The organism is Pedobacter sp. SYSU D00535, assembly GCF_017355855.1.
In the GTDB taxonomy this organism is placed as follows: Bacteria; Bacteroidota; Bacteroidia; order Sphingobacteriales; family Sphingobacteriaceae; genus Desertivirga.
In genome coordinates this window covers 155023-177907 of the sequence record NZ_JAFEWD010000007.1, presented here as the reverse complement: position 1 = coordinate 177907, position 22885 = coordinate 155023, and the positions used below count along the sequence as shown (strand labels likewise).

Annotated in this window: 21 protein-coding genes; 12 read left to right on the top strand and 9 right to left on the bottom strand. The window is 44.4% G+C overall.

What is annotated here, in order from left to right; all coding sequences use genetic code 11:
• Both J4N23_RS15255 and J4N23_RS15250 read right to left on the bottom strand, forming a co-directional pair.
• The gene (locus tag J4N23_RS15255) at positions 1–5223 is read right to left on the bottom strand and encodes an Ig-like domain-containing protein (protein ID WP_207428526.1); all 5223 of its coding nucleotides are present in this window, start codon (positions 5221–5223) and stop codon (positions 1–3) included.
• 188 nt (positions 5224–5411) lie between these two features.
• Positions 5412–6026 carry a response regulator transcription factor gene (locus J4N23_RS15250; RefSeq protein ID WP_207428524.1) on the bottom strand — a complete coding sequence of 205 codons (615 nt, stop codon included), beginning with the start codon at positions 6024–6026 and terminating at the stop codon, positions 5412–5414.
• A gap of 138 nt (positions 6027–6164) precedes the next feature.
• Between J4N23_RS15250 and pafA the strand changes: the two genes are divergently transcribed.
• The 4 genes from pafA to J4N23_RS15230 all read left to right on the top strand — a co-directional run bounded on the left by pafA (position 6165) and on the right by J4N23_RS15230 (position 9596).
• A complete protein-coding gene (pafA, locus tag J4N23_RS15245; protein WP_207428523.1) occupies positions 6165–7799 on the top strand; it encodes an alkaline phosphatase PafA in 1635 nt (544 codons plus the stop codon).
• A 1-nt stretch (position 7800) separates the two neighbouring features.
• The gene (locus J4N23_RS15240; RefSeq protein ID WP_207428522.1) at positions 7801–8445 is read left to right on the top strand and encodes a thiamine phosphate synthase; all 645 of its coding nucleotides are present in this window, start codon (positions 7801–7803) and stop codon (positions 8443–8445) included.
• An 80-nt stretch (positions 8446–8525) separates the two neighbouring features.
• Positions 8526–9092 carry a thiamine pyrophosphokinase gene (locus J4N23_RS15235; RefSeq protein WP_207428521.1) on the top strand — a complete coding sequence of 189 codons (567 nt, stop codon included), beginning with the start codon at positions 8526–8528 and terminating at the stop codon, positions 9090–9092.
• Positions 9093–9596, top strand: coding sequence for a GNAT family N-acetyltransferase (locus tag J4N23_RS15230; protein WP_207428520.1), 504 nt, complete (start codon positions 9093–9095; stop codon positions 9594–9596).
• Here J4N23_RS15230 and J4N23_RS15225 read toward each other — a convergent pair.
• Together J4N23_RS15225 and J4N23_RS15220 are read right to left on the bottom strand one after the other, a co-directional pair.
• A complete protein-coding gene (locus J4N23_RS15225) occupies positions 9586–10887 on the bottom strand; it encodes a M28 family metallopeptidase (RefSeq protein WP_207428519.1) in 1302 nt (433 codons plus the stop codon). The two genes, J4N23_RS15230 and J4N23_RS15225, sit on opposite strands and share 11 nt — an antisense overlap.
• Before the next feature lie 13 nt (positions 10888–10900).
• Positions 10901–12019 carry a DUF4407 domain-containing protein gene (locus tag J4N23_RS15220; protein WP_207428518.1) on the bottom strand — a complete coding sequence of 373 codons (1119 nt, stop codon included), beginning with the start codon at positions 12017–12019 and terminating at the stop codon, positions 10901–10903.
• 141 nt (positions 12020–12160) lie between these two features.
• On the opposite strand from J4N23_RS15220, the gene J4N23_RS15215 reads away from it, so the two are divergent.
• Both J4N23_RS15215 and J4N23_RS15210 read left to right on the top strand, forming a co-directional pair.
• On the top strand, positions 12161–12478 hold the full coding sequence (locus tag J4N23_RS15215) for a rhodanese-like domain-containing protein (protein ID WP_207428516.1): 318 nt from the start codon (positions 12161–12163) through the stop codon (positions 12476–12478).
• Between the two features lie 2 nt (positions 12479–12480).
• A complete protein-coding gene (locus J4N23_RS15210) occupies positions 12481–12672 on the top strand; it encodes a DUF6358 family protein (RefSeq protein WP_207428514.1) in 192 nt (63 codons plus the stop codon).
• A gap of 10 nt (positions 12673–12682) precedes the next feature.
• Here J4N23_RS15210 and J4N23_RS15205 read toward each other — a convergent pair whose 3' ends face one another.
• The 3 genes from J4N23_RS15205 to J4N23_RS15195 form a co-directional block, all read right to left on the bottom strand.
• The gene (locus tag J4N23_RS15205) at positions 12683–14494 is read right to left on the bottom strand and encodes a PAS domain S-box protein (RefSeq protein WP_207428512.1); all 1812 of its coding nucleotides are present in this window, start codon (positions 14492–14494) and stop codon (positions 12683–12685) included.
• Positions 14495–14595: 101 nt separating this feature from the next.
• Positions 14596–15411, bottom strand: coding sequence for an anti-sigma factor domain-containing protein (locus J4N23_RS15200; protein ID WP_207428511.1), 816 nt, complete (start codon positions 15409–15411; stop codon positions 14596–14598).
• Positions 15408–15959, bottom strand: a complete 552-nt coding sequence (locus tag J4N23_RS15195; protein WP_207428510.1) for an RNA polymerase sigma factor — start codon at positions 15957–15959, stop codon at positions 15408–15410. Before J4N23_RS15195 ends, J4N23_RS15200 begins: the two co-directional genes overlap by 4 nt.
• 131 nt (positions 15960–16090) lie before the next feature.
• Here J4N23_RS15195 and J4N23_RS15190 point away from each other — a divergent pair, with 131 nt between their 5' ends.
• The 6 genes from J4N23_RS15190 to J4N23_RS15165 all read left to right on the top strand — a co-directional run bounded on the left by J4N23_RS15190 (position 16091) and on the right by J4N23_RS15165 (position 20468).
• Complete coding sequence (locus J4N23_RS15190) at positions 16091–16789, top strand: ferritin-like domain-containing protein (protein ID WP_207428509.1); 699 nt, start codon at positions 16091–16093, stop codon at positions 16787–16789.
• A 20-nt stretch (positions 16790–16809) separates the two neighbouring features.
• Complete coding sequence (locus J4N23_RS15185) at positions 16810–17640, top strand: ferritin-like domain-containing protein (protein WP_207428508.1); 831 nt, start codon at positions 16810–16812, stop codon at positions 17638–17640.
• A gap of 107 nt (positions 17641–17747) precedes the next feature.
• Positions 17748–18623 (top strand): YicC/YloC family endoribonuclease, encoded by an 876-nt coding sequence (locus J4N23_RS15180; protein WP_242689250.1) that lies wholly within the window; start codon positions 17748–17750, stop codon positions 18621–18623.
• A gap of 48 nt (positions 18624–18671) precedes the next feature.
• Positions 18672–19247 (top strand): guanylate kinase, encoded by a 576-nt coding sequence (gmk, locus tag J4N23_RS15175; protein ID WP_207428507.1) that lies wholly within the window; start codon positions 18672–18674, stop codon positions 19245–19247.
• Between the two features lie 22 nt (positions 19248–19269).
• Entirely contained in the window at positions 19270–19842 is a 573-nt protein-coding gene (gene nadD / locus J4N23_RS15170) for a nicotinate (nicotinamide) nucleotide adenylyltransferase (protein WP_207428506.1), read from the top strand.
• A 23-nt stretch (positions 19843–19865) separates the two neighbouring features.
• Positions 19866–20468: a tRNA-(ms[2]io[6]A)-hydroxylase gene (locus J4N23_RS15165; RefSeq protein WP_370527282.1), complete on the top strand. Its 603-nt coding sequence runs from the start codon at positions 19866–19868 to the stop codon at positions 20466–20468.
• Between the two features lie 34 nt (positions 20469–20502).
• On the opposite strand, the gene J4N23_RS15160 is transcribed toward J4N23_RS15165, so the two are convergent.
• Positions 20503–22098 carry an NAD(P)/FAD-dependent oxidoreductase gene (locus tag J4N23_RS15160; RefSeq protein ID WP_207428505.1) on the bottom strand — a complete coding sequence of 532 codons (1596 nt, stop codon included), beginning with the start codon at positions 22096–22098 and terminating at the stop codon, positions 20503–20505.
• Positions 22095–22802 carry an SAM-dependent methyltransferase gene (locus J4N23_RS15155; RefSeq protein ID WP_207428503.1) on the bottom strand — a complete coding sequence of 236 codons (708 nt, stop codon included), beginning with the start codon at positions 22800–22802 and terminating at the stop codon, positions 22095–22097. Before J4N23_RS15155 ends, J4N23_RS15160 begins: the two co-directional genes overlap by 4 nt.
• Between the last annotated feature and the right edge of the window lie 83 nt (positions 22803–22885).

The following is a 22885-nucleotide window of genomic DNA, read 5'->3' as shown; positions in this document are numbered from 1 at the left end:
TTATCTTTTTATAGTGATGTATCCCACTTGTTTTCCTACAGTTTCTATGTTCACAATGTAATAGTAGGTGCCGTCAGGAACATATTCTCCCAGTCGAACCCCTTCCGTACACCTTCCGTCCCAGTCGTTTTTATAATCGCTGCTTCTGTATACCCGGTTACCCCAACGGTTAAATATCTCAAGTGAAATCCGATTATTGCCGGTGTTTTCAATCACGAAATTGTCATTAGTTCCGTCACCGTTTGGAGAGAAGCCAGCTGGAATAAACTGTTTCGGTTTCTCAACTACAATCTCTGTTGATATAGCTGAAGTTACGTCTCCTGGCGAAGTGACATCCGGTTTAGTTCCATCTGTTGATTGGTCTTTGGTAATGATACCATTTCTAGACGACTGACCAGTGGCGAAAGCACTATTTTGGAAAGTTGCCTTCTCCTCGTTCTCCATCTTAATATTCACTACCAACTCTACAGTTGCGGTACTATTTCCCGCCAAGGTACTGGTCGGGTTGAGCATTTCGATCGTAGTTTTTCCATCGTAGTTCGTGTTTGCTACCAGTCCGCCCGAAGTAGTCACACTCTTTACAGCAAAGGTTGAACCTGCCAGTGCGCTTGCCAGATCATCGGTTAAACTTACCTTTTCAAGTTGATCAGAACCGAAATTCACAAGTGTAAACAAGAATTTCGCATCGTAGCTGCCATTAACCGCTTTGTTTAAAGACGCTAACTTTTTCGCTAATCCCAATTTTGTAGGAGGGTGAACGGTGATATCAGCACGTGCCTCGTTGGAAGCAGCTACATCCAGGTCCTTCACCGTATATCGGAAAAAGTCGGGGCCATGATATCCGGCATTAGGGGTGTAGTACACACTTCCATCAGGATCGACTCTTAAAGTTCCATGCAGCGGCTGGGTAATAACTATCACACTTGTTAATTCAAGAGGTCCCTCCTTGTCAGTATCATTATCAAGAATACGGATAGTTACCGGCCGGTTAAACTCAGTACTAATAAGATCATTATTAGCAATAGGAAGCGCATTTACCCTTAGCGTAACAGTCGATATATTTGATTCTGCCCCGTCAGCATCCTTTATAGTATACGAAAATGTTTCTGAACCTGAAAAGCCCGGATCAGGAGTGAACCTTACTTTGCCATTATTTACGACTACAGTTCCGTTAGCCGGCTTTACAGGAAATATGGAAGCTCCTGTTAAGGTAGCAGCATCAGAATCAAAGTCGTTCTGTAAAACATCTATGTCGATTGCAGAACCGGCATTCAGCCTAATTAGGCCGTCATCTTTAGTAACCGGAGGGCCGTTAACACGAATGCTAACAGTAGCCACATTCGACTCTGCCCCGTCATTATCTTTCACGCTGTACTTTAGCGTGGCATTGCCATACCATCCTGGTTGAGGCCTATATGTTACCGCCCCTGTGGTTGGATTCACCCCAACAAAAGAAGCATTGGTAGCATCCTTTACAGCTACTGATCCACGGTTAATTCCACTGTTGTCTAAATCCCTTGTAAAAGGAATTACATCGATCACCACCTCAGAACCTGAGTTTACCTTTATAGAGGTAATGTCATCGGCAATAGGAGGAGCATTGATGGTAATATGTACAGTAGCTGGAATGGACTCATAGCCATACGTATCTTTAATTGTGTAGGTAAATCTGTCCGGTCCGGAATAACCGGGGGTTGGAGTGAAGCGAACTTTGCCACTGGTATTGTCAATTAAGACAGCATTACCGTGTGCTGGTGGCGTTTTTATAGTGATGGTTGCAAGGTCGATTGTTCCGTCTACAGCAAAGTCGTTTGCCTTAACAAAAATCTCTGTCGACGCTCCTGGATTTACTTTATTGTTGAAGTCGTCAACTGCAATAGGTGCAGGAACAACCTTAACTTTTACCGTAGCGACGTTTGAACGTGCCCCTTCCTGATCTTTCACAGTATAGGTAAAAGTATCATTTCCGAATTGACCAGGATAAGGCTGATACTTAACAGTTCCATCGGGATTAACGCTCGTGGTTCCGATAGTACCGTTAGTCGCCTGGATTGTTGTACGATCCAGGGCATGGTTATCAGTATCGTTATCCAAAACTGGAATGGTAATCTCTGTATCTCTCTTCAAGAAATACCCTTCATCATTTCTGGCGACAGGGGCAGGATTGAAAGTAAGATTTACAGTTGCAACGTTCGATACTGCACCTTCGTTATCCTTAACAGTATAGGTAAAACTATCAGGGCCCTGATAGCCTGACTTAGGAGTGTATCGTACGCTGCCATCAGTATTTAGAGTTAAAGTACCATTTGCAGGTGTACTAAATGTGACACTGGCTACGTCAAGGCGGCCGGTTAAAGTTGGATCATTATCATTATTTAAAATAAAAAGCTCATTAGGACCTGCTGCCGTATATTTAAATGCGTCGTCTCTTGCTACTGGTAAAGCATTTATCAGGATAGTTACTATTCCAGAATTTGATTCAAAACCCTCCGCATCCTTAATGGTATAAGTAAACGTTTCTTCCCCGTGATAGCCATGTTTAGGTTTGTATTCTACGGTTCCGTCTGCTTTTACACCAACTTCTCCCAGGTTTGAAATGTTACTTACCACAATACTTGCAAGGTTCAATGCATTTTCCGGATCGCTGTCATTGGCGGCCAGGTTGATGATCACCGGAGCGGAATTTTCATTAACATTCTTGTAATCTCTGGCAGCAAACGGCCTGCCGTTCACCGTGATACTGACACGGGCTGAATTAGAAAGAATGCCGTCATTATCTTTGATAGAATAATTAAATCCATCAAGTCCGAAGTATCCGGTGTTGGGCTGATACTTGAAAGTGCCATCACCATTGGAGGTAAGGGTGCCATGCGTCAAACCTGTGGTAACTATACTACTTAAATCGGGGGTACCATCAATGTCGGCAAAGGTGGAAATTAAATTAATTGTAAGCGCTGTATTCTCATTCGTCTTCAAATTCTGATTAGCTACCGTTGGAGCATCATTTGCCGGAGTAACCGTCACTGTGATATTTTCAATGTTACTCACCGCACCCTCGTTATCCTTGACGGTGTATTTAACCGGTCCGACTGTCCCTGTGAAATTCAACACAGGAGTAAACGTGATTTTACCGTCAGGTTTCGCTTCAAAGGTACCTTTCCCTGCTACCGTGAAAGTTTTTTCTTCCGCTACTGTTGAGGGATCGAGATCGATAGTACTTAGATTAACGGTTCCATCCGCATCAAGTGCTAAAGGTAAGCCAAAGGTTACGGGGGTGTCTTCAGCAGTAGTCTCGTTAATGAAGGTAATTACCGGCGCATCATTTACCGAATTTACCGTTACATTAATTGCTGTTGGCTTACTAACCACACCAGTATTGTCTTTTACCGTATAATTGGTCGTATTTACAATCCCCTTGAAGTTAGTTAAAGGAGTGAAGGTGACATTCCCCAGGTTATCAACTGTATAAGTTCCTTCATTAACCACATAAAAAGTCTTCTCTTCTTCAGGTGTAGCTGGATTCAAATCCACCGTGGACGGCACTATAGTTCCGTCTCCATTGGTATCATTTGCAAGAATGTTAAAAGTAACTGGAGTGTCCTCATCCGTACTTTTACTGTCGGGGGCTGTTACCGGGGGCTGGTATAGTGCTGTAACTTTCGTAGTGATAGTTGCTGCATTACTCACCGCACCGAAAGCATCTTTAATGGTATAAGTTATCGGAGTAGCATTTCCGTAAAAACCAGCGAGCGGAGTAAATGTAACCGTCCCGTCATTGTTAGCCTGATAAGTTCCTTCGTTCGCTACTACTTTTGTTTTATCCTCTGCAAGAGTTGACGGATCAAGATCAATACTGGCAGGGTTTATTGCATCTGATTCCGGATCCGTGTCGTTTGCCGTTACACTGAATGTACTAGACGTCCCCTGCAGGAAAGCTGCTACATTATCGTCAACAGCCGTTGGACTTCGATTTATTAAAACAGTAATCGAAGCTTGCGTTGGTGACGTTTGGCTGTACAGGTCGTTGATAGAATATTTAACAGAAACAGACCCTGTGACAGTAGCATCGACCGGTATAAAGGTTACGTTCCCTTCTGAATCGGCTTTAAATGTTCCCCTTCCTGGCACCAAGAGACTTGATTGAATACCTGGCGTGGTAGCATCAAAGTCTATACTCGCTTTATCAATTGCTCCACTTGGATCACCAGGTTCGTCATTAGCTGTAGCAGCAAGCTTGACCGTTCCGGATAGATCTCCCTGACCTACAGTGAAACTATCGTCCTTCGGCGTAGGCGGAGGCACGTTAGCGTCACCGGGAAGGTTAATGGAGAGATTTCGTATCTCGTGGTAATTATTGGTACCTCCGGTAGAGGAGCCAAAACCAAATTTCAGGAATGGAGGAGCCGGAGTAGTGTACTCAAAATTGTCGATAACGGTAGCAGTGTTGATTACTCCTCCGCTGTTGTAACGAATTTTAACGGTTACAAAATAACCGCCGCCCGGTCTGGGTTGGAGTTCGAAAATTGCTTTACGGTATCCGTTGATGTTTTCATTAACAGCCTCCCGGTTAGCTCCATTAAGATGGAAAGGCGTAGGGAGGTCGACTGTTTTCCGGGAAGTCAGATAAGGATAATTGTTAACCGTGTCCTTTCCGTCTCCTGCTCCGCGAATCACTACCTGGTGTTCCGTCTTATACGATAAGCCTCCAACTTTTCCCTCAAAAGCTTTTGCATAGTTACCCCATTCGTCCAAACCTACACCTATGTACCCTTTACTTACACCGGGAAGATGTACAACCGGCTTGCCAGGTTCTGCCAGATAACGCTGAGCGTACCCTAAAGCGCCTCCAAATGCACCAATATTAAAGGGATTCGCCGTAGCATCAAACATAAAAAAGCAGATACCGTCTGCACCCGGGTAATAAATATCGTTGTTTCCGTGCGTGAAATACTCAAATTCTACACTAAAACCTTTGGTAGACGGAAAGACGGCGTTACACACCACATAACCCGTTTGATTATTGTCTTTGTTAGTGAGCCGTAAATAGCCCTGTCCGTCGGGATCATTGATTCCGGAAGTCAGGTAAGCTGTCGGCTCGCCACCAAAAACCAAATTCTTGGCCGTTGGCCCCATGAAGGATTCATAAAACGGAAACTGCGCGAGCAAATCGCCGGCGTATATAAAAAAAGCGAAAAATAGTACTGCGCGTAAATATTTTGCCATAAGCCTGAAGTAATAAATCTAATCAAGACAGCCTAGAGAGCGTAGCTGCCAACTCATCTTCTACAAAAGTACCCCCCGCTTTACGTTTTTTTTGTAGTAATAGTTCGACAAGCGAAAAGATTTTTCGCGGCAAAAAATATGATAGCGTGGAATCAACTGAAAGTCTTCAGTCAGGAAAAAAGATAGGATTATAGGGATTTATACAGTTTGAACTTCTCGATCAAGTCCGCTAGGTTACTGATTCGTAATTTTTCGAAAACCCTGTTTTTGTAGGTACTCACGGTAGATGTTTGGAGGTTGAGCGATTTTGATATCTCTATAACTCCCAAACCTTGTACAAGCAGCATGGCCACTTCAAGCTCTCTATTGGATAAAAGACTGAGGAGGTTGCCATTCTCGCCACCTACAGAACTACTTTTCACCTCTTCACTGATGTATGTCCGGCCGCTAAGTACCGTGCGGATCGCGTTTTTGATATCAGAAGGGGAAGCATTTTTACTAAGATAACCACTTGCCCCTAGTGCGATGCAGCGCTCACTGTACAGCAGTTCATCATATCCTGAAAACATGAGCACTTTGGTGGACGGAAATACCGTCTTGACATGCTCAATCATTTCTACGTTATTGCCGCCCGGTATATTAATATCAAGGATCAATAGATCAACAGCGTTTGCCGTTAACGCCCTAACCGCGGCGGTAAAGCTGTCCGCTTCGTACACCATCGCTTGCGGAAGAATGTCCTTTACAACTAATGTAATCCCATGCCTGACAATGGCATGATCGTCTGCAATCAAAATCGTCATCGATTGAAAAGCCGTACTGATTAAAACAATAACTGTATAAATTACGTCAATTTAGCTAACAAATGGAACACGAGCATCAAATTTAACACAAGTTTTAAATTACAATCCTGAACTTTGCGCCATTGCTTTAGATTCCTAATGAGACTTTTTAACACATCAATCATCATTTCTTTGTTTTTTACTTCTGCTGTCATTGCGCAGCAAAAGCCTCAGTCTACCCTTCCCAGACCCAAGCTTGTGGTAGGTATTGTGGTAGATCAGATGCGCTGGGATTTTTTATACCGCTACAATGATCGCTATGGCGATGGCGGTTTCAAACGCCTGTTAAAACAGGGCTTTACCTGCGAAAACGCGAACATACCCTATATCCCAACTTTCACCGCCTGCGGCCATGCAAGCATTTATACGGGAAGCGTTCCGGCGATAAACGGCATTGCTGGTAACGACTGGTACAATCAGGAAACGGGAAAGCGGGTGTATTGCACGGAAGATTATCTGTCACGAACAGTTGGAAGCACTTCAACTGCGGGTGAAATGTCGCCAAGAAACCTGCTTTCAAGTACGGTTGGTGATGAATTGAAACTTGCAACTAACTTCAAATCGAAGGTATTGGGAATTGCGCTAAAAGACCGGGGAGGAATTCTTCCTGCAGGACATTCGGCGGATGCAGCCTACTGGTTTGACGACGCTACGGGAGGCTGGATCAGCAGTACCTACTATATGAATCAACTGCCACAATGGGTACAGCAGTTCAACAACCAGAAGCAGGTAGAAAAGTATATCCGCCAAGGCTGGAACACACTCTATCCGGTCACAACGTATGTGCAAAGCACCGCAGACAATAATCACTACGAGGGGAAATTTCAAGGAGAAACAAGCACTTCGTTTCCACATACGCTGACGGGCGGGAAAGGCCTCGGAGTAATCCGCTATACCCCTTTCGCCAATACGTTGACCGTGGATTTTGCAAAAGCCGCCATCCGCAGCGAGGCTTTAGGAAAAGATGAGGCGACCGATTTGCTTGCAGTCAGCTTCTCTTCTACCGACTACATCGGACACCAGTTCGGGCCAAATTCCATCGAAGTGGAAGATACCTATTTACGTTTGGACAAGGACCTGGAGGGCTTCTTCAATTACCTGGATACTGAAGTGGGTAAAGGGCAGTATGTGGTTTTCCTTTCGGCAGATCATGGGGCAGCTCATAACCCCACCTATTTGAAGGATCGCAAAATGCCAGCAGGCTACTGGGACGGCGATCAGGTAAAAAAGGACCTCAATTCGAAGCTGAAAGACAAGTTTGGTGCGGCTGATCTGGTGCTTGCCAATTTCAACTACCAGATACATTTCAACAACCGTCTGATTGAACACAATAAGTTAAATAAGGATGAGATCATTAAGGAGAGCACCAATTTCCTCTCCAAACTAGATGCCGTAGCTTTCGCTATACCAATGAAAGAACTTTCAGCAAGCACTTTACCTGAAATTCTGAAAGAACGGATCGGAAGCGGCTACAATCCTAAAAGAAGCGGTGATATTCAAATAATGCTAAACCCCGCCTGGTTCCAGGGCTACGGCACTACGGGTACCACACATGGAACCTGGAATCCCTACGATGCTCACATTCCACTTGTTTTTATGGGCTGGGGAATTAAACCCGGCAGTACTAACAGACCGGTTAAAATGTCCGACATCGCTTCTACTCTTTCTGCCCTGCTTCACATTCAGGAGCCAAACGGCAACATTGGACAACCTATAACAGAAGTTCTTGAGTAACGTGAAAAAATATATATCCCGCTTTCATTACCTCACGCAGGATCTACCCCAGAGAACCCATATCGAACAGGTTCAGATAGCCTGCGAGGCTGGGGCTAACTGGGTTCAGTACAGATGCCTTACAAAATCTGATGAGGAACTTCTAGCCGACCTGCATGCTATAGCAGCAATCTGTGACGATTGGGGAGCGACACTTATCGTAACTGATCATGTTCATCTGTTGGACAAGGCGGATATCCAGGGGGTACACATTGAAGATATGCAGGCTGACTTTAAGGCGGTGAGGGCCACAATTGGCCCCGACAAAACCCTTGGAGCTTCTGCTAACACCTTCGAAGACATACAACGAATTGCAGAAAGCCAGGCGGTAGATTATATTGGTTGTGGTCCCTTGGCCACTACTCAGACCAAGCCCAACAACTATCCTTTATTAGGAATAGAGGGTTATCGTAATATCGCCTTGAGGATGGCTGAGGAGAAAATTGAGATTCCGTTGCTTGCCGTAGGCGGCGTTACTGCTGATGTAATGGACGAATTGATAGCAGCCGGAGTCTACGGTGTAGCCGTTTCGGCTGCAGTAAACGGAGCGGACCATCCGACCAGGGCTTTAAAGGAGCTATACCACAAGACTGTCGAGCTTCGCTAATAACGAGTTTCTCAACTGTCCGCAAGAAGTGTTAAACTTGTTCGTTAAAGTTACGTTGTTTTAACACTTAAATTTGTCGTATGTCGTCTCATCATATAGTTCGCGAAAAACAGGAACCGGCACTTCTGATCATGGATCTTGAGGGATTCAACTATGAAAATCTGGGACAGTTGCTCGAGTGGAGCCCCACCGTGGTCGTCGACGAAAAAGTGTACGAAAACGTAGACTCCTTGGGCATAAAAGTAGATGCTATCATTAGCAAAGAACTAAGCCCGGATCTACAGGACAATACCCTGGTAATCCATACCGTAGACGCTCCCTTACAGGATGCGCTGAAATTTTTAGTAGGTGAGCAGTATCCAGCTGTAAACATCATTACTTCTGAATTCACACCGAAAGATTATCTATTGTTTGTAGGTCGGATTAATCTCGTTGTCCTAACGCCAGAGAAAAAAGTTTTCCCGGTGGCCTCTGGTTTTAGCAAATGGCAAGCGGCAGCAGAACGGCTGGAAGTCCTTCGGGAGGCGCAAAACTTGCAAACAACAGGGTTAAGAAAAATTAGCGATGGCGTCTTTGAGACTGAAAAAGACGGCTTTTATACGCTTACTTTCGATAATGAATTCACATTTATCTCAGAGAGTTTATAAATGCTAATTCGTCTCGCTTCCATAGGTGATATTCCCTCAATCCATCATCTTGCACACCAGATATGGTGGGCGACATATGCGGAAATTTTGTCGGCCGAGCAGATTGAATTCATGCTCCACGACATGTATTCATCTGAAGCACTGCAAAATCAAATGACAGGTGGGATTCAGTTTATTGTTGCAGAAAAAACTGAGCCGCTTGGCTTTGCTGGATACAGCCCTGCAACTGAAGGATCGGCCACTAAAATTCATAAACTTTATATTTCTCCTGCCCAGCAGGGAAAAGGCGTGGGGTCAGCGCTCATCAGATATATTCTGGAAGAAACTAAGAAAATTGAAGGATCTTCTCTTGAGCTGAATGTTAACCGCAACAATCCGGCTCTTCAATTTTACCTAAAAAAGGGATTTCAAATAAAAGAAGAAGTAGACATCCCCTACTACCAATTTACCCTCAACGACTATGTCCTGGAATACACAATTCCTCCAAGCGGATCTAGTTTTTAACAGGAGGTATTCGGGTGGGTGTATCGCTGCCATTCACTATCGTTCTTGCACTTAGTGCGATGGCTTTGATGGTTGCCTGAATATTGCTAATGTCGAGAGTTGAAAGCTCATCATCAACCGTGTGGTAATATTCATCCTTATCGATCTGAACGGTGGAGATAGTGTGTGCCGGCACTCCTAAAGACGCCAGGGTTGCATTATCGCTTCGATAAAACAACTGTTGCTGCGGGTAAGGATCCGGGTGGAATTTAAAGTCTGTAGCTTCCAGGTTCTTTTGCAGGATTTTGCCAAAGTCCGAACGTTCAAACCCGGTAATAAAAGCAGTATTTTTACCAAACATAGATTGCTTCCCGATCATTTCAATATTGAACATAGCCGCCACGTCTTCCGGCGTAAGTTTCTCCGAAAAATATTTTGAACCCACTAATCCAACTTCCTCAGCCGTAAAAGCGACAAAAACAAGCGTCCGCTCCTGATCGTCCTGTTGTTTAAAATGCTTTGCCAGGGAAATTACTGCGGTCACTCCAGAGGCGTCATCATCTGCACCATTGGCAATTGAATCACCAGCTACTGGATCAATCACACCGATGTGATCATAATGCCCGGAAAAAATTACCATTTCCTTTTCTCTTGATTTCCCCGGAAGGACTCCGACGATATTGGACATCGAAGAGGACTCGATCTGATTTCGAAAACTAACGCTAAAGGTTGCCGGAGAATCGTTATCTGTTAAAATATAAACAGTAGACGGCCGTTGATCAGAAGGATCAAATACACGGTCTCGCATGTGGTGATCTCGCAGCCGTTTGAATGCGTCAAAAAAGGACTCATCAACAAAAACTACCGCCGGTTTATTCAATGCAGTGATAGCCCGATAGCGGCTCGCGAACGACTCCCCTGCTTTAACGTAATGAACGGGAATATTGTCTTTCTCAGACCAGTTCACTGAACTTTCGTCACTTATCACGAGGGCATGCTGGGCTGAAATAACTTCACCAGCAACAGTTACATCGGTTGCCAAGGGCCTCGCTGTTCGCACTATGATTTCCTGACGGTAGCTCTTCAATCCGGGCAGCGGCTGCAATCCGATCGATTTAAACTCCGACTCTATAAATTGAGCTGCTTTTTCAATGCCTGGACTGAAAACTTCCCGTCCCTGCATTTCATCTGATGATAATGTTCGAATGAGCCGTTCAACATCATCTTGCCGGACGAACACCTGTTCTGATTTTTTGATTGCACATGAACCGAGCAGCGTTGCCACCACAAGGGTAAAAAAAGCGTTTCTCATTAATTGCCAGTGATTATTCCCATGAATAATTTTCAAGCTCACGTGCCGACCGCCCCTTTATTATTCGTTTTTGTTTATCAATTTCTGTTTCAATTCTCGTATCCTGAACCCCGTCAGTAACTGCTATGTCGTAGTCTTTATGCTTGTATGACCCGTAAACGGCCGATTCTTCTACATTTTGAAGTGCATAATCGTACGGTCCCTTCGGGCTCATAAGTTTGACAAACACGGGCAAACACTCAAACAGGATAAAAAGCAGGCCTATAAAAGTTATTGCCAAATAAGTTCCCAGGTCGCGGCTGCCATCAGCATTGAAACTTAGCTGGCCTAATGCCCAGTTGCGGTCTGCGAATCCCGCCACGTTCGCCAAACTGTCCAACTGCTGGCTGTTAAACATCCGCTCGCTCGCTAAACCGTCCAGATCTTTACGCCGGTTCAGGAAATCTTCCATCTTTGCCATCTCACCGCGAACCGCCTCCAGACGCTCAACCTTTTGATTCAAAACAGCCTCCTTCTGCTTAGCGTAAGTCCCATATCCCACCTGGCCAGAAGTCTGATTCGTCTTATCGCCAAAAATCTCCTGATTCAGCAAATACCTTGATCGGTTAATATCCTGTTGCAGCGAATCCCGTTCTGCTTTTAGGTCCTCTATCTTAGCTAATTCAGCGCCGTATTTACTGGCAAAAGTGCGGTTCAGGGTATCAATTTTTGAGCGCTGGCCGTTCAGATAGCTTGTCTTGAGCTTTTGCCGTATCTCTTTATCGAAAATCTTTAACTCTAGTGGTCTTGAAATTACAATTCCTATCATTATCGCTAGCAAAATCCGCGGAGTTGCCTGTAATATCTGCCGGTTGGAAGAACCGCTTTTGCTAATGCTGGCTACAATATAACGATCCATATTGAAAATCGCGAGGCCCCAAAGCAGACCGAAAATAAAAGCCCAAATAATTGCAGCCGGACTTCCGGAGAACACGAAATACATTGCATAACCGCCGGAAAGTGCTGCAAACAAGGCGGTAAAAAATATGGTGGCTCCTATACCAACGTATTTATTATGCTCTGTGGGAAAACGTTTTAATGTGTCAACATGGGCTCCTGAACAAAACCAGAAGAAATTTGTAATTTTTTTCATTAATTCCCTAGCGAATAATAATTTATAAAACGGCCAGGAGGCCTTGTTGTTACAGCTTAAAGTAAAATATTTTTTTGCTGAGACAACGCTGCTTTGGCATATTGTATTAACACTATCTTTGAGATATCAAATTCATCAGAAATGAAAGAAATAACAGTTGAAGAATTGAAGCAAAAAATAGATAACGGTGAAGAATTTCAATTAATTGACGTTCGTGAGCCGTTTGAGTATGAAGTATCCAATCTTGGTGGTGAAAATATCCCTTTGGCAGGAGTGTTAATTGAGTCGGATAAGATCGCTACTGACAAGCCTGTAATTGTACAATGCCGTAGTGGGAAGCGAAGCGCAGCTGCCATTATGCAACTGGAGCAGCAGCTAGGTTACGACAACCTGTATAATCTGGAAGGTGGCATTTTAGCCTGGAAAGAGAAGTTCGATCCATCTATGCCGGTTTATTAGACATGATAAAGAATGTTCTGCTAAATGTATTATACAACATTGGCATCCTGATCCTCGGACTGGCTGTATTTTACGGGTTTAAGGGAGAACAGTATCCGCTGGCGATAGCGAGCCTGTTCGGCCTGGCCCTGGTAGTGTATTTAAAATACCGGCTTATAAAAGAAGTTAGAACAACAGCAAAAAAGCGTCCCTAGAGGCGCTTTTTCATTTCAAGGGCATCTTCAATTTAAAAGTAGAGCCTTTACCAATTTCGCTTTCGACCCAAATCTTTCCGTTATGCCTTTGTACAATCTCAGAAGATATGTACAAACCAATCCCCAGCCCTGAATAGGTAGGTGCAAGCCCTTCTACCCGATAGAAACGGGAGAAAATCTGAGCAGTCTGATCTGCGGGAATTCCGATTCCAAAATCCTGAATACTTACACACATCTCGTGTTCGTCCATTTCGGTACTTACGATCACCTGTTTTCCGTGTGGGGAATATTTAATAGCATTAGTAAGCAAATTGACAATCACCTGCTCAATGCGCTGACGGTCGGCTAATACCGCACCTGTAATTTTGCTTTCGTACTGAATTGTATGCGTTGTTGTCGGCTGTATGCTCTCCACACATTCCTCTACCAACTCAGCGAGGTCGAAATAGGTCTTATTCAACTGCAGCTTACCCTCTTGTATTCTTGTTACGTCCAATAACTCAGAAACAAGAGCCGTCAGCTTATTTACATGCCTAAGAGTTTTAGTTACAAAGCCTTTGAATGCACTTTCCTGTAGTTTTCGCTGAAGCAGTTGAAGATTTGCATTAATACTGGTTAATGGGGTTTTAAGCTCGTGACTTGCCATCCCAATAAATTCATCTTTATAGTGATTCAGTTTCTCGAGTCTTTTAGTATACAGTTCCCTATCTTCTCTCACCTTAACCTGCTCAGATATATCCCGGGCAATTTTAGAAGCACCAATAATCTCACCCGATCTGTTTTTGACAGGAGAAACCGTTATAGAAAGGGAAAGTTCTCTACCGTCTTTTGCCACCCGTACAGTTTCGAAGTGATCAACTTTTTCGCCCTTTTTTATTTTATTAATAATTCCTTGTTCTTCATGGTGGCGATTTCTAGGGATAATGGTGTAAATCGATTTCCCTATGATTTCTGATTCGTGGTAACCAAAAAGTCTTTCAGCTCCAAAGTTCCAACTGGTGATGATTCCTTCGAGCGTCTTACTTACAATAGCATCATCAGAGGAGCTAACGATGGCGGCCAGAATTCCCTGTTTTTCTTCTGCCAGGCGGTGCTGACTAACATCGCGTGCTATTTTCGATGCACCAATAATTTCACCGGCCCGGTTTTTTATCGGCGAAACGGTAACGGAGAGTTGCAGCAGTTTTCCACTTTTGGCCACTCGAAGGGTTTTAAAATGTTCTACTTTCTCACCTCTCTTTATTCTCGAGATGATCATTGCTTCTTCTTCCCAAAGTTTTTCGGGAATAAGCGTATGAACATGCCGGCCAATAATCTCGTGAGCAGAATATTCAAACAGTCTCTCGGCGCTTCTATTCCAGCTGGTAATTATCCCGAAGAGGTTTTTGCTTACAATAGCGTCATCAGATGAATCGATAATGGCAGCTAACATCCCCTGCTTTTCTTCTGCGATCCGTTGTATGTCCCGACCAATTGCCGATAATCCTACGATCTCACCCAGCTGATTGGTTACAGGTGAAAAACCAATTGCCACGTGTATCAACTTTCCTGCCTTAGTGGCACGAAAAGTCTCAAACTGGCCAATTTTTTCACCCTGCTTCACCCGTTCCAAAAGTTCGTTTTCTTCCCCACGCAAATGTTCCGGAACTATCAGACTGGCGCTCTTTCCCAACACATCATCTTCACTATAACCAAAAGCTAAACTCGCGGCCCGATTCCAAGATATTATACACCCATCAAGATCTTGAACGATGATAATATCTTCTGATGCGTTAATAATACCCGCGAGTATGCCTTGCTGAATATTCAATTTACTTTCCAATAATCGTCTGTCAAATAAAGTTATTCCGAAATTCCCCTTTTCCTATACAGATTGTAACAGAAGTTACTATTAAACGAAAATATAAAGATAATGTTTCCGGGTCAGATGCTACCCATTGCCATCATCTGCTCGAGGGTGGGGGCTATACTTCCCCCGCGAGGCTCTAAAGTCACGGCAAAAGCCTGAGCTTCGTTAACAGCCTTCATCCTAATCATTCCGGTAGTATCTGTTTTCGTGTCAAATACTCCAAGATCCACTGGTTTTCCATCTACCAGAGCCCATAACTGATACTGGTGCTGTTGGTCTGTAGCAGGCATTTTAAGTGAGGCCAGATCAATCATCACCTCCTTTTCAGCAGGATTAAACGCAACCACCATGCTGGCCTCCGGCGCTTTAGGAGTGCCTACCAACCGTACTTTCTTAAAAGCCGGGTTCTGATAAATTTCCAGAGCTTCCGTCACTGAGCTTAACGAGTTCTCGATGTGATTAACTCTGCTTGAAAACTTCTGGTTAGAAAGCTCGAGAGAGGCAATACGCTGATTGGACTCCTGGAGCTGGCTCCTCAGGTTGATTATCACTATAATGCTGAGCAGCAATAGCGCCACTGATGCTGCAAAACCGTACTTATAGAAGTTGGATTGCTTGATAACCGGCTCCCTTGTTTCCTCCTCGAAAACACGCGGTTCATCAGCCAATACAAGCGAATCTATAACGCGGTCCCTCAATTTTTCAGCAGGGGCTATGGCATGTTTTTCCGCGTACAGGTCTAAGGCTTTCTCAATCTCAGTTAATTCAGCTTTCAACTCAGGATGTCTGGCAAGCATCAATTCCACCTCCTGCCTTTCGCTTTGCGTGAGATCACCCAAAACATAGAGCTCTAACACTCCACTTTCGATATATGCCTTTAAATCTTTCAATTAAATAACTTTCTAAGCGTACTGATAGCGATTCTGATACGAGTTTTCACTGTTCCCAAAGGCAACCCCAGCTCTTCAGCGGCCTCTACATGCGTATACCCTTTAAAATATACAAGATCTAGCACAGCTTTAGATTCGGGCTTCAGATTTTCAACCATGTCCTTTACTCCAAGTGTCTCGGGGTTCAAAGTGGTATTTCTTTCCGCATCAACTAAATTTACGGAATTTTCTATGTCCTGGTTCCGGGCTGTGTTACGATAATCTTTCGAACGAGTTTTATCAATAGCAACATTACGTGCGATATTTATCATCCATGTGAACAGCCTCCCCTTTGTCTCATCAAACTGACTGAACGAATTCCAAATCTTAACGAAAGTTTCCTGCAATAAGTCTTCAGCTAACTCTTCGTCCTGGATGGTACGATAAATAACTCCGTAAAGAGAAGAAGAGTACATATCGTACAACGCCTCGGCCCCCAATTTTTCACGGTCTCGGATTGCCTTGATGAGTTCCGGCTCGGCTAGTGATATTTTATTTCTTCTGCTCAAAAGTTAAAACCTGCCCAACGAATGTCGGATTAATTTTTCAGGAAATTAAACGAGATTTTTATGTCTTGCCGAAATCCGCCCTTTCTGTTTGCCCGTAAGTTGAAGAAACGAAACCCTTTAATTCAACTTGTATGGAAAATTTCAAACATCAAGAAGGCCTGATTTCATTGGAAGGATCAGATCGACTACTAACCAAAAAGGTAGAGCGCCGTTCGTTCTTAAAGTATGCAGGCGCCAGTGCTGCTGGTATTGCGCTATTAGCCGCGGGCTGTAAAAAAGATAATAACGGCAACGACGACTTTATCTCTCTCGGCGAGGGAGACGTCAAAGTTTTAAACTTCGCTTATGCATTGGAGCAGCTCGAAGCAGCCTTTTACACCAAAGTAATTGAGACACCGAATAATGGACTGTCTGCTGCTGAAGCAAGTTTACTAACCGACATCAGAGATCATGAAATAGCTCATCGCGAGTTCTTCAAAACGGTGTTGAGCGGGATGGGAATGGCTATCAAAGATCTTGAAGTAGACTTCAGCTCGATCAACTTTACCAGTCGCGATAGCATACTGGGGACAGCAAAAGCATTTGAAGACCTTGGCGTTTCAGCGTATAACGGAGCAGGGCAATTGCTCGAAAATCCTACCTACTTGCTACTTGCGGGTAAAATCGTATCCGTCGAAGCTAGACATGCTGCGCTTATCCGTGACTTGATTTCAAATGGCTCCTTCGCCGACAGCTCGGTTGTTGATGCACAAGGTCTTGATATTTCGCGCACTCCGCAAGAGGTGCTTGCCATTGCCCAACCTTACCTGAAAACTCAAATTGTTCTATAACCACTCTTAAATCTAATAATATGAACTTCTATAATATTCTTAACGAGATTGAAAAAATAGATGGCGATGTTTACGAACGTTTAAGCCCCCGACGAAGAGCAATCAAAGCACTTACTGGCTTTGGAGGAAAAGTTGCACTTTCTGCTCTTCCCTTCGCCTTAGGAACGATGTTTAAAAAGGCCTACGGACAGACGAACGCTAATGCTCAGATCATCGATGTGTTGAACTTCGCTTTAACCCTGGAATATCTCGAAGCCGAATTCTATACGACAGGACTAAGCAGAGCCACACTAGTGATTCCTTCTACAGAAGCGCGAAACGCACTGACTACCATCAGGGACCATGAAACTGCACACGTTAATTTTCTAAAAACTGCTATCCAATCGATGAACGGAACCCCTGTGAACAAACCAAATTTCGACTTCACTGCCAAAGGAAACTTTCCGACCGTCTTCACTAACTACGATACGTTCCTCGCTGTTTCGCAAGCGTTTGAAGATACCGGGGTACGTGCGTACAAAGGGCAGGCTGGCAACTTGATGCCGTCCGATGCGGTGCTTACTGCTGCTCTAAAAATCCATTCTGTGGAAGCAAGACACGCGGCGCATGTGAGAAGAATGCGGGCTGCAAGGGGTGCGCAGGTGAAACCATGGATCACATTGAACCAAAGCGGTATTGCTTCAAATGCTGTTCAGCCAATTTACAACGGAGAAGAGGTTGTAACGCAGGCAAATGTGGCAATCACCGGTATCAATGGCACCAGCGTATCTGCAAATGCTGCTTCTGAGGCATTTGACGAGCCACTAACTAAAGAGCAAGTATTAGCCATCGTGACACCTTTTTTAGCATAAAATTATCTTATAGCCGCTCACACTCAAGGCAATCAGAAATTCTGGTTGCCTTTTTGTTTAATCTTACCGACTTAAATATTCTGTTTGAATAAATCCTATCTTTGCGCATGATCAAATCCATGACAGGTTTCGGCTTGGCAACAACAGATTACGCCAACGCCAAATACACCGTAGAGATCAAATCCCTCAACAGCAAGTTCCTCGAGCTTTCGCTGAAACTGCCTAAAGCCTTTTCCGATAAGGAATTAATTATCCGCAACGAGTGCAGCAAGCAAATAGAGCGCGGAAAAGTAAACATTTCGTTCACTATAGAATATCCCGAGCAGGAGCGAAAAGGAGCATCTGTAAATACTGCCCTTTTAAAGTCTTATTACAAGCAGTTACAGGCTGCTGCCGAGGAACTGAATGACACCAGTTCTAATCTACTTCAAATGGCACTTACCTTTCCAGAGGTGGTTCAGTACGAAGAAGATGTGGTGTCAGACGAAGAGTGGAAACAACTGCAGGTTACATTCAATGAAGCACTGCTGAACTTTCAGGGCTTCCGAAATGATGAGGGTTCGATTCTACAGCAGGACCTGTCGATGAGGATCAACAAAATCTTGGAGCTTCAGAAACAAGTAGAAGAGCTCGAACCCCGGAGAATTCCTGGTATCCGCGAAAGAATTTCCCAACTGCTTAACGAGTACGTAGGAAAGGAAAATGTAGATGAGAACAGGTTTGAGCAGGAGCTGATATTTTACATCGATAAACTGGATATCACTGAGGAAAAGATCAGGTTGAAGAGTCACTGTGATTACTTTCTGGAAACCCTTAAATCCCCGGACGCAAACGGAAAAAAGCTAGGCTTCATCTCCCAGGAAATCGGTCGCGAAATCAATACTATGGGCTCGAAAGCGAATGATGCAGGGATTCAGCAGCTGGTAGTCGGCATGAAAGAAGAGCTGGAGAAAATCAAAGAACAATTATTAAACGTATTATAAAAAGTCGCAGTAGAGCAGCTGTGCTTGTCCCGACTTCATCATTACAAAATGACGCAAGGTAAACTCGTAATATTTTCAGCTCCATCGGGAGCAGGTAAAACCACCATCGTTCACTACTTACTGTCCAGGATTCCCGAACTGGAGTTTTCGATCTCCGCGACGACCCGGGAGTGCCGTGGAAATGAAGTGAACAATAAAGATTACTACTTCATCACCAAAGAGGAGTTTTTACATAAGGTGGCTAAGCACGAGTTTGTGGAATTTGAAGAAGTGTATTCGGGCACGTTTTACGGCACGCTGAAAAGTGAGATTCAGCGGATTTGGAATGAAGGGAAGCACGTTGTTTTTGATATTGATGTAGAAGGAGGTCTTCGGCTTAAAAAGAAATACGGGGAAAACGCGCTGGCTATTTTTGTGCAACCCCCATCACTGGAAGTTCTTATTGAGCGTCTTTCGGGCAGGGGTACCGACAGTCCTGAGAAATTGAAGGAGCGCATTCAGAAAGCGGGGAAAGAACTTTCCTATGCTGATAAGTTCGACATCATCCTTCCCAATAACGACCTTAAAACAGCTTGCGAGGAAGCAGAGCAACTGGTAAGACATTTTTTATTCGGAGAGGCATAGTAAGTACACTTCAAAAGAAGCGATGAAAATAGGTCTTTTTTTCGGCTCCTTTAATCCGATCCATATCGGCCATTTGATCATTGCCAATTACATGGCTGAGTTCACGGACTTAGATCGTGTTTGGTTTGTGGTATCCCCGCATAACCCACTGAAAAATAAAAGTAGCCTTGTGAATATGTACGACAGGCTGGAGATGACCCGACTGGCTATTGAAAATTCAGAGAAGCTTGAAGCAAGCGACATTGAGTTCCGCCTTCCACAGCCATCCTATACCATCGACTCGCTTACCTTTTTGCGCGAGCGCTATCCTCAGCATCAGTTCACACTCATCATGGGGGCCGACAATCTTGCATCGTTGAAAAAATGGAAAAACTACGAGCTGATTCTCAGAGACTATAAGATTGCTGTTTATCCCCGGCCAGGTTTTGAGAATATCCAATTGGCGTCTCATCCTTCCGTCACCTTAACCGACACCCCGTTAATGGAAATCTCTTCTACCTTTATCCGAAAGAGTTTAAAAGAAGGAAAAAACGTTCAGTTCTTTGTACCCGATCCCGTCTTGAAATTCATAGATGCTAAAAACCTGTACAGCTAAGCAGAAAGCCTTACCTTTGTACCGTGAGCACAGAAAAAACCATTCTTAAACTGAAACTTCCTACAGACCCACGCTGGGTAAAGAATGTAGTGGAAAGCAATATCGAGGAAATTCTAACAGATCACGCCTTTTGTGAGCAGAAAGCTGCAAGTAACGCCATCACGCTGATCGTTCAAAATCCTAATCTTTCTGATCTGGTGCAGGAAATGGCCTTACTTGTACAGGAAGAAATGGACCATTTTAAACGGGTCCACGACATCATCCTGGAAAGAGGCTTTATACTGGGTCGGGAGCGCAAGGATGATTACGTGAACGAATTGGCTAAATTCATGATCAAAGGGGGAACAAGACAACAACAACTTATTGATCGCCTACTGTTTTCCGCAATGATTGAGGCCCGTAGCTGTGAGCGCTTTAAGGTACTGAACGAGAATATAAATGACGAACAGCTCGCGGCGTTTTACTATGAGCTGATGGTGAGTGAAGCTACCCATTACACGACATTCATTAAGCTGGCGAAAAAATATGGCGAAGGAATTGATGTGGATAAACGCTGGGAAGAGTTTCTCGAGTACGAAGCTAAGGTAATCCAGAACTACGGCAAAAAAGAGACCATTCACGGATAGATCGATAAACGGGAATTCCGTTGAACGATCCTCGCTAACTTTTCCAGCCTACGGTATCTTTCAGGTAAGTCTCGATTAGCTCTATTACTACCGCATCGTTTATGTATCCGATATACAGGTCAGGGCGAACAATCACCGCTTTTTTCTGCCTTTCTCCTACTTCGAACAAGTCAAATACATGTTGGTTTTTTTCTGAATGTGGCAGGTAGTAGAAGTTTAAATTGAAAGGGAAAGTCTGCGTGATCCACTTTGCTAGTAACATCAAATCCCTGGAATTTAACCATCCTATAACCAGGAGTGTGAAGCCTGGCTTTGCGCACCATTGGTGCAGGTCAGTCTCTCGCTTTAGCTTTTCGTCAAAAAGTTTAATATAAGGAAGTCGGTCTCCCGCCTGAACCCTCCTGCTCTGGCTATGATGGACGGAGATAGGGCCGGTACGATATTGGACACCGGTTTGAGAGATAAGAGGGAAAAAACTTTTTGCAAAGTTGTCCCGTCGGTCAGAAAAGCGCAATAAACGGGGAAGGACAAATTTTCGCAGCTTCCGCACCAGCCAGTTTTGAGAGACTCCAATACTGAAAATCCGATCGGTAGTAGCAAGTAGTTTTTTAGCCACTTCCATTCGTTCCTCTGCGTACGTTTCCAGAATTTGCTCATCAAAACTTCCTTTTATTACGCCCGAGAGCTTCCAAGCCAGGTTGTAAGCGTCTTGCAAGCCGGTATTCATCCCCTGTCCCCCGGCGGGGGAATGTACATGAGCAGCATCTCCAATTAGAAAACACCGTTGAACTTTGAACTTCTCTGCCACCCGCTGATGCAGTTTATAGACCGAGAACCAACGACACCGGCTGTCCGGAATTGCTGAACCGAGTGTATAGGTAAGATAGGGCTTCAAATCGCTAAAGGCAATATCGGGCCTTCCTTTTAGCGTTTGCGGCAAGTTCCCGATAAACCGTACAGTTTCACCCTGCATAGGGAAATACCCCGCAAACCCTTCATCCTTCACAAATATCCCTATTGCCTCTTCCGCTCTGCTTTCCCGCATATCGACGTCGGCGAGGTAGAACTGGTCCTCATAGGTTTTCCCCCGGAAGGGAATATTTAGCAGTTGCCTTACCTTACTTGACGCCCCGTCTGCAGCTACCACCCAGTCGCAGTAGATCTCATGCACTTGCCCCTCTCTATCTACCGTTGCTTTTACACCTTCATCGCTACTGCTAATGGCTGTCAGGCTGCTATTCCAATAAAGGGAACAAGCATTGTTAGTGAGATAATCCAGCAAGAGCCTTTCTGTCTTACTCTGTTCCAGGATAAGAACAAAAGGGAATTCCGTCTCGTCTTTCCCCAGGGATGTCAAGTCGAATTTACTGACCTCGCCCCGGTGCCCCTGGATTTCAAAATTCCTAACAATATTCCCATGCTGCAAAAATAGATCGTGTAGGCCCATCTGACGAATAATTTCGAGCGAGCGCGATTGGATAGCGAGTGCTTTAGAATGCGGAGTCAGGGAAGTTTTGCTGTCGATAATAACCGGATGAATACCATTTCTCAGTAATTGTGCAGCCATCATCAAACCTGAGGGTCCTGCTCCAACAATCAACACGGAGGTATGGGAAGGGAAGGTGGTCATTTAAATAATAGAAAAATTGCGGGCTTTTTGTGAAAATCAACCTTCAATTTCCTCCATTGTTCAACAGGCTGTGAGATGATTTGTTCGTCTTCACCAGTTAAATTAACAGCTACACAAAGCTTTGTCCTGCTACTGCAAGTGCGCAGTAATTCCTCCAGCATTTGGTTGTTCCGAAACGGTGTTTCAATAAATATCTGCGTTTGCTTCTGCCGTTCGGATTGCGCCTCTAACTCTTTAATTCGCTTACTGCGCTGCCCCTTGTCGATCGGCAGGTAGCCATGAAAGGTAAAGCTTTGCCCATTGAACCCAGAGCCCATAAGTGCAAGCAAGATGGAGCTGGGACCTACATTTGGCACCACTTTTATCCCCCGGCGATGGGCTTCGGCAACGACATCAGAACCGGGATCAGCAACGGCGGGACAACCAGCTTCGCTCATTAAACCTACGTCCTGACCAGCCTCAAGTTCCTTAAAATAGGAAGCTATGTCGACTTTTTCAGAATGCTTACCGTACACGTGAATATTCAGCTCGCTCTGCGGAACCTGCAACTTCATGTTTTTAAGCCAGTAACGCGCAGTTTTTTCGTTCTCAACGATGTAGGTACGGATGTTGTTTATCAATTCTTGCTGGTAGATGGTCAGCACCTTTTCAGCTGAATTTTCAGCTAACGGCACTGGAATTAGAAAAAGTGTCCCTTTAGGCATTGTGCAAATTTATCATTAAATTAGGATTACCAGGGCTGGCGCCGTCTTGGCCTGCAGTAATTAATATTAGAATTGGAGGAACA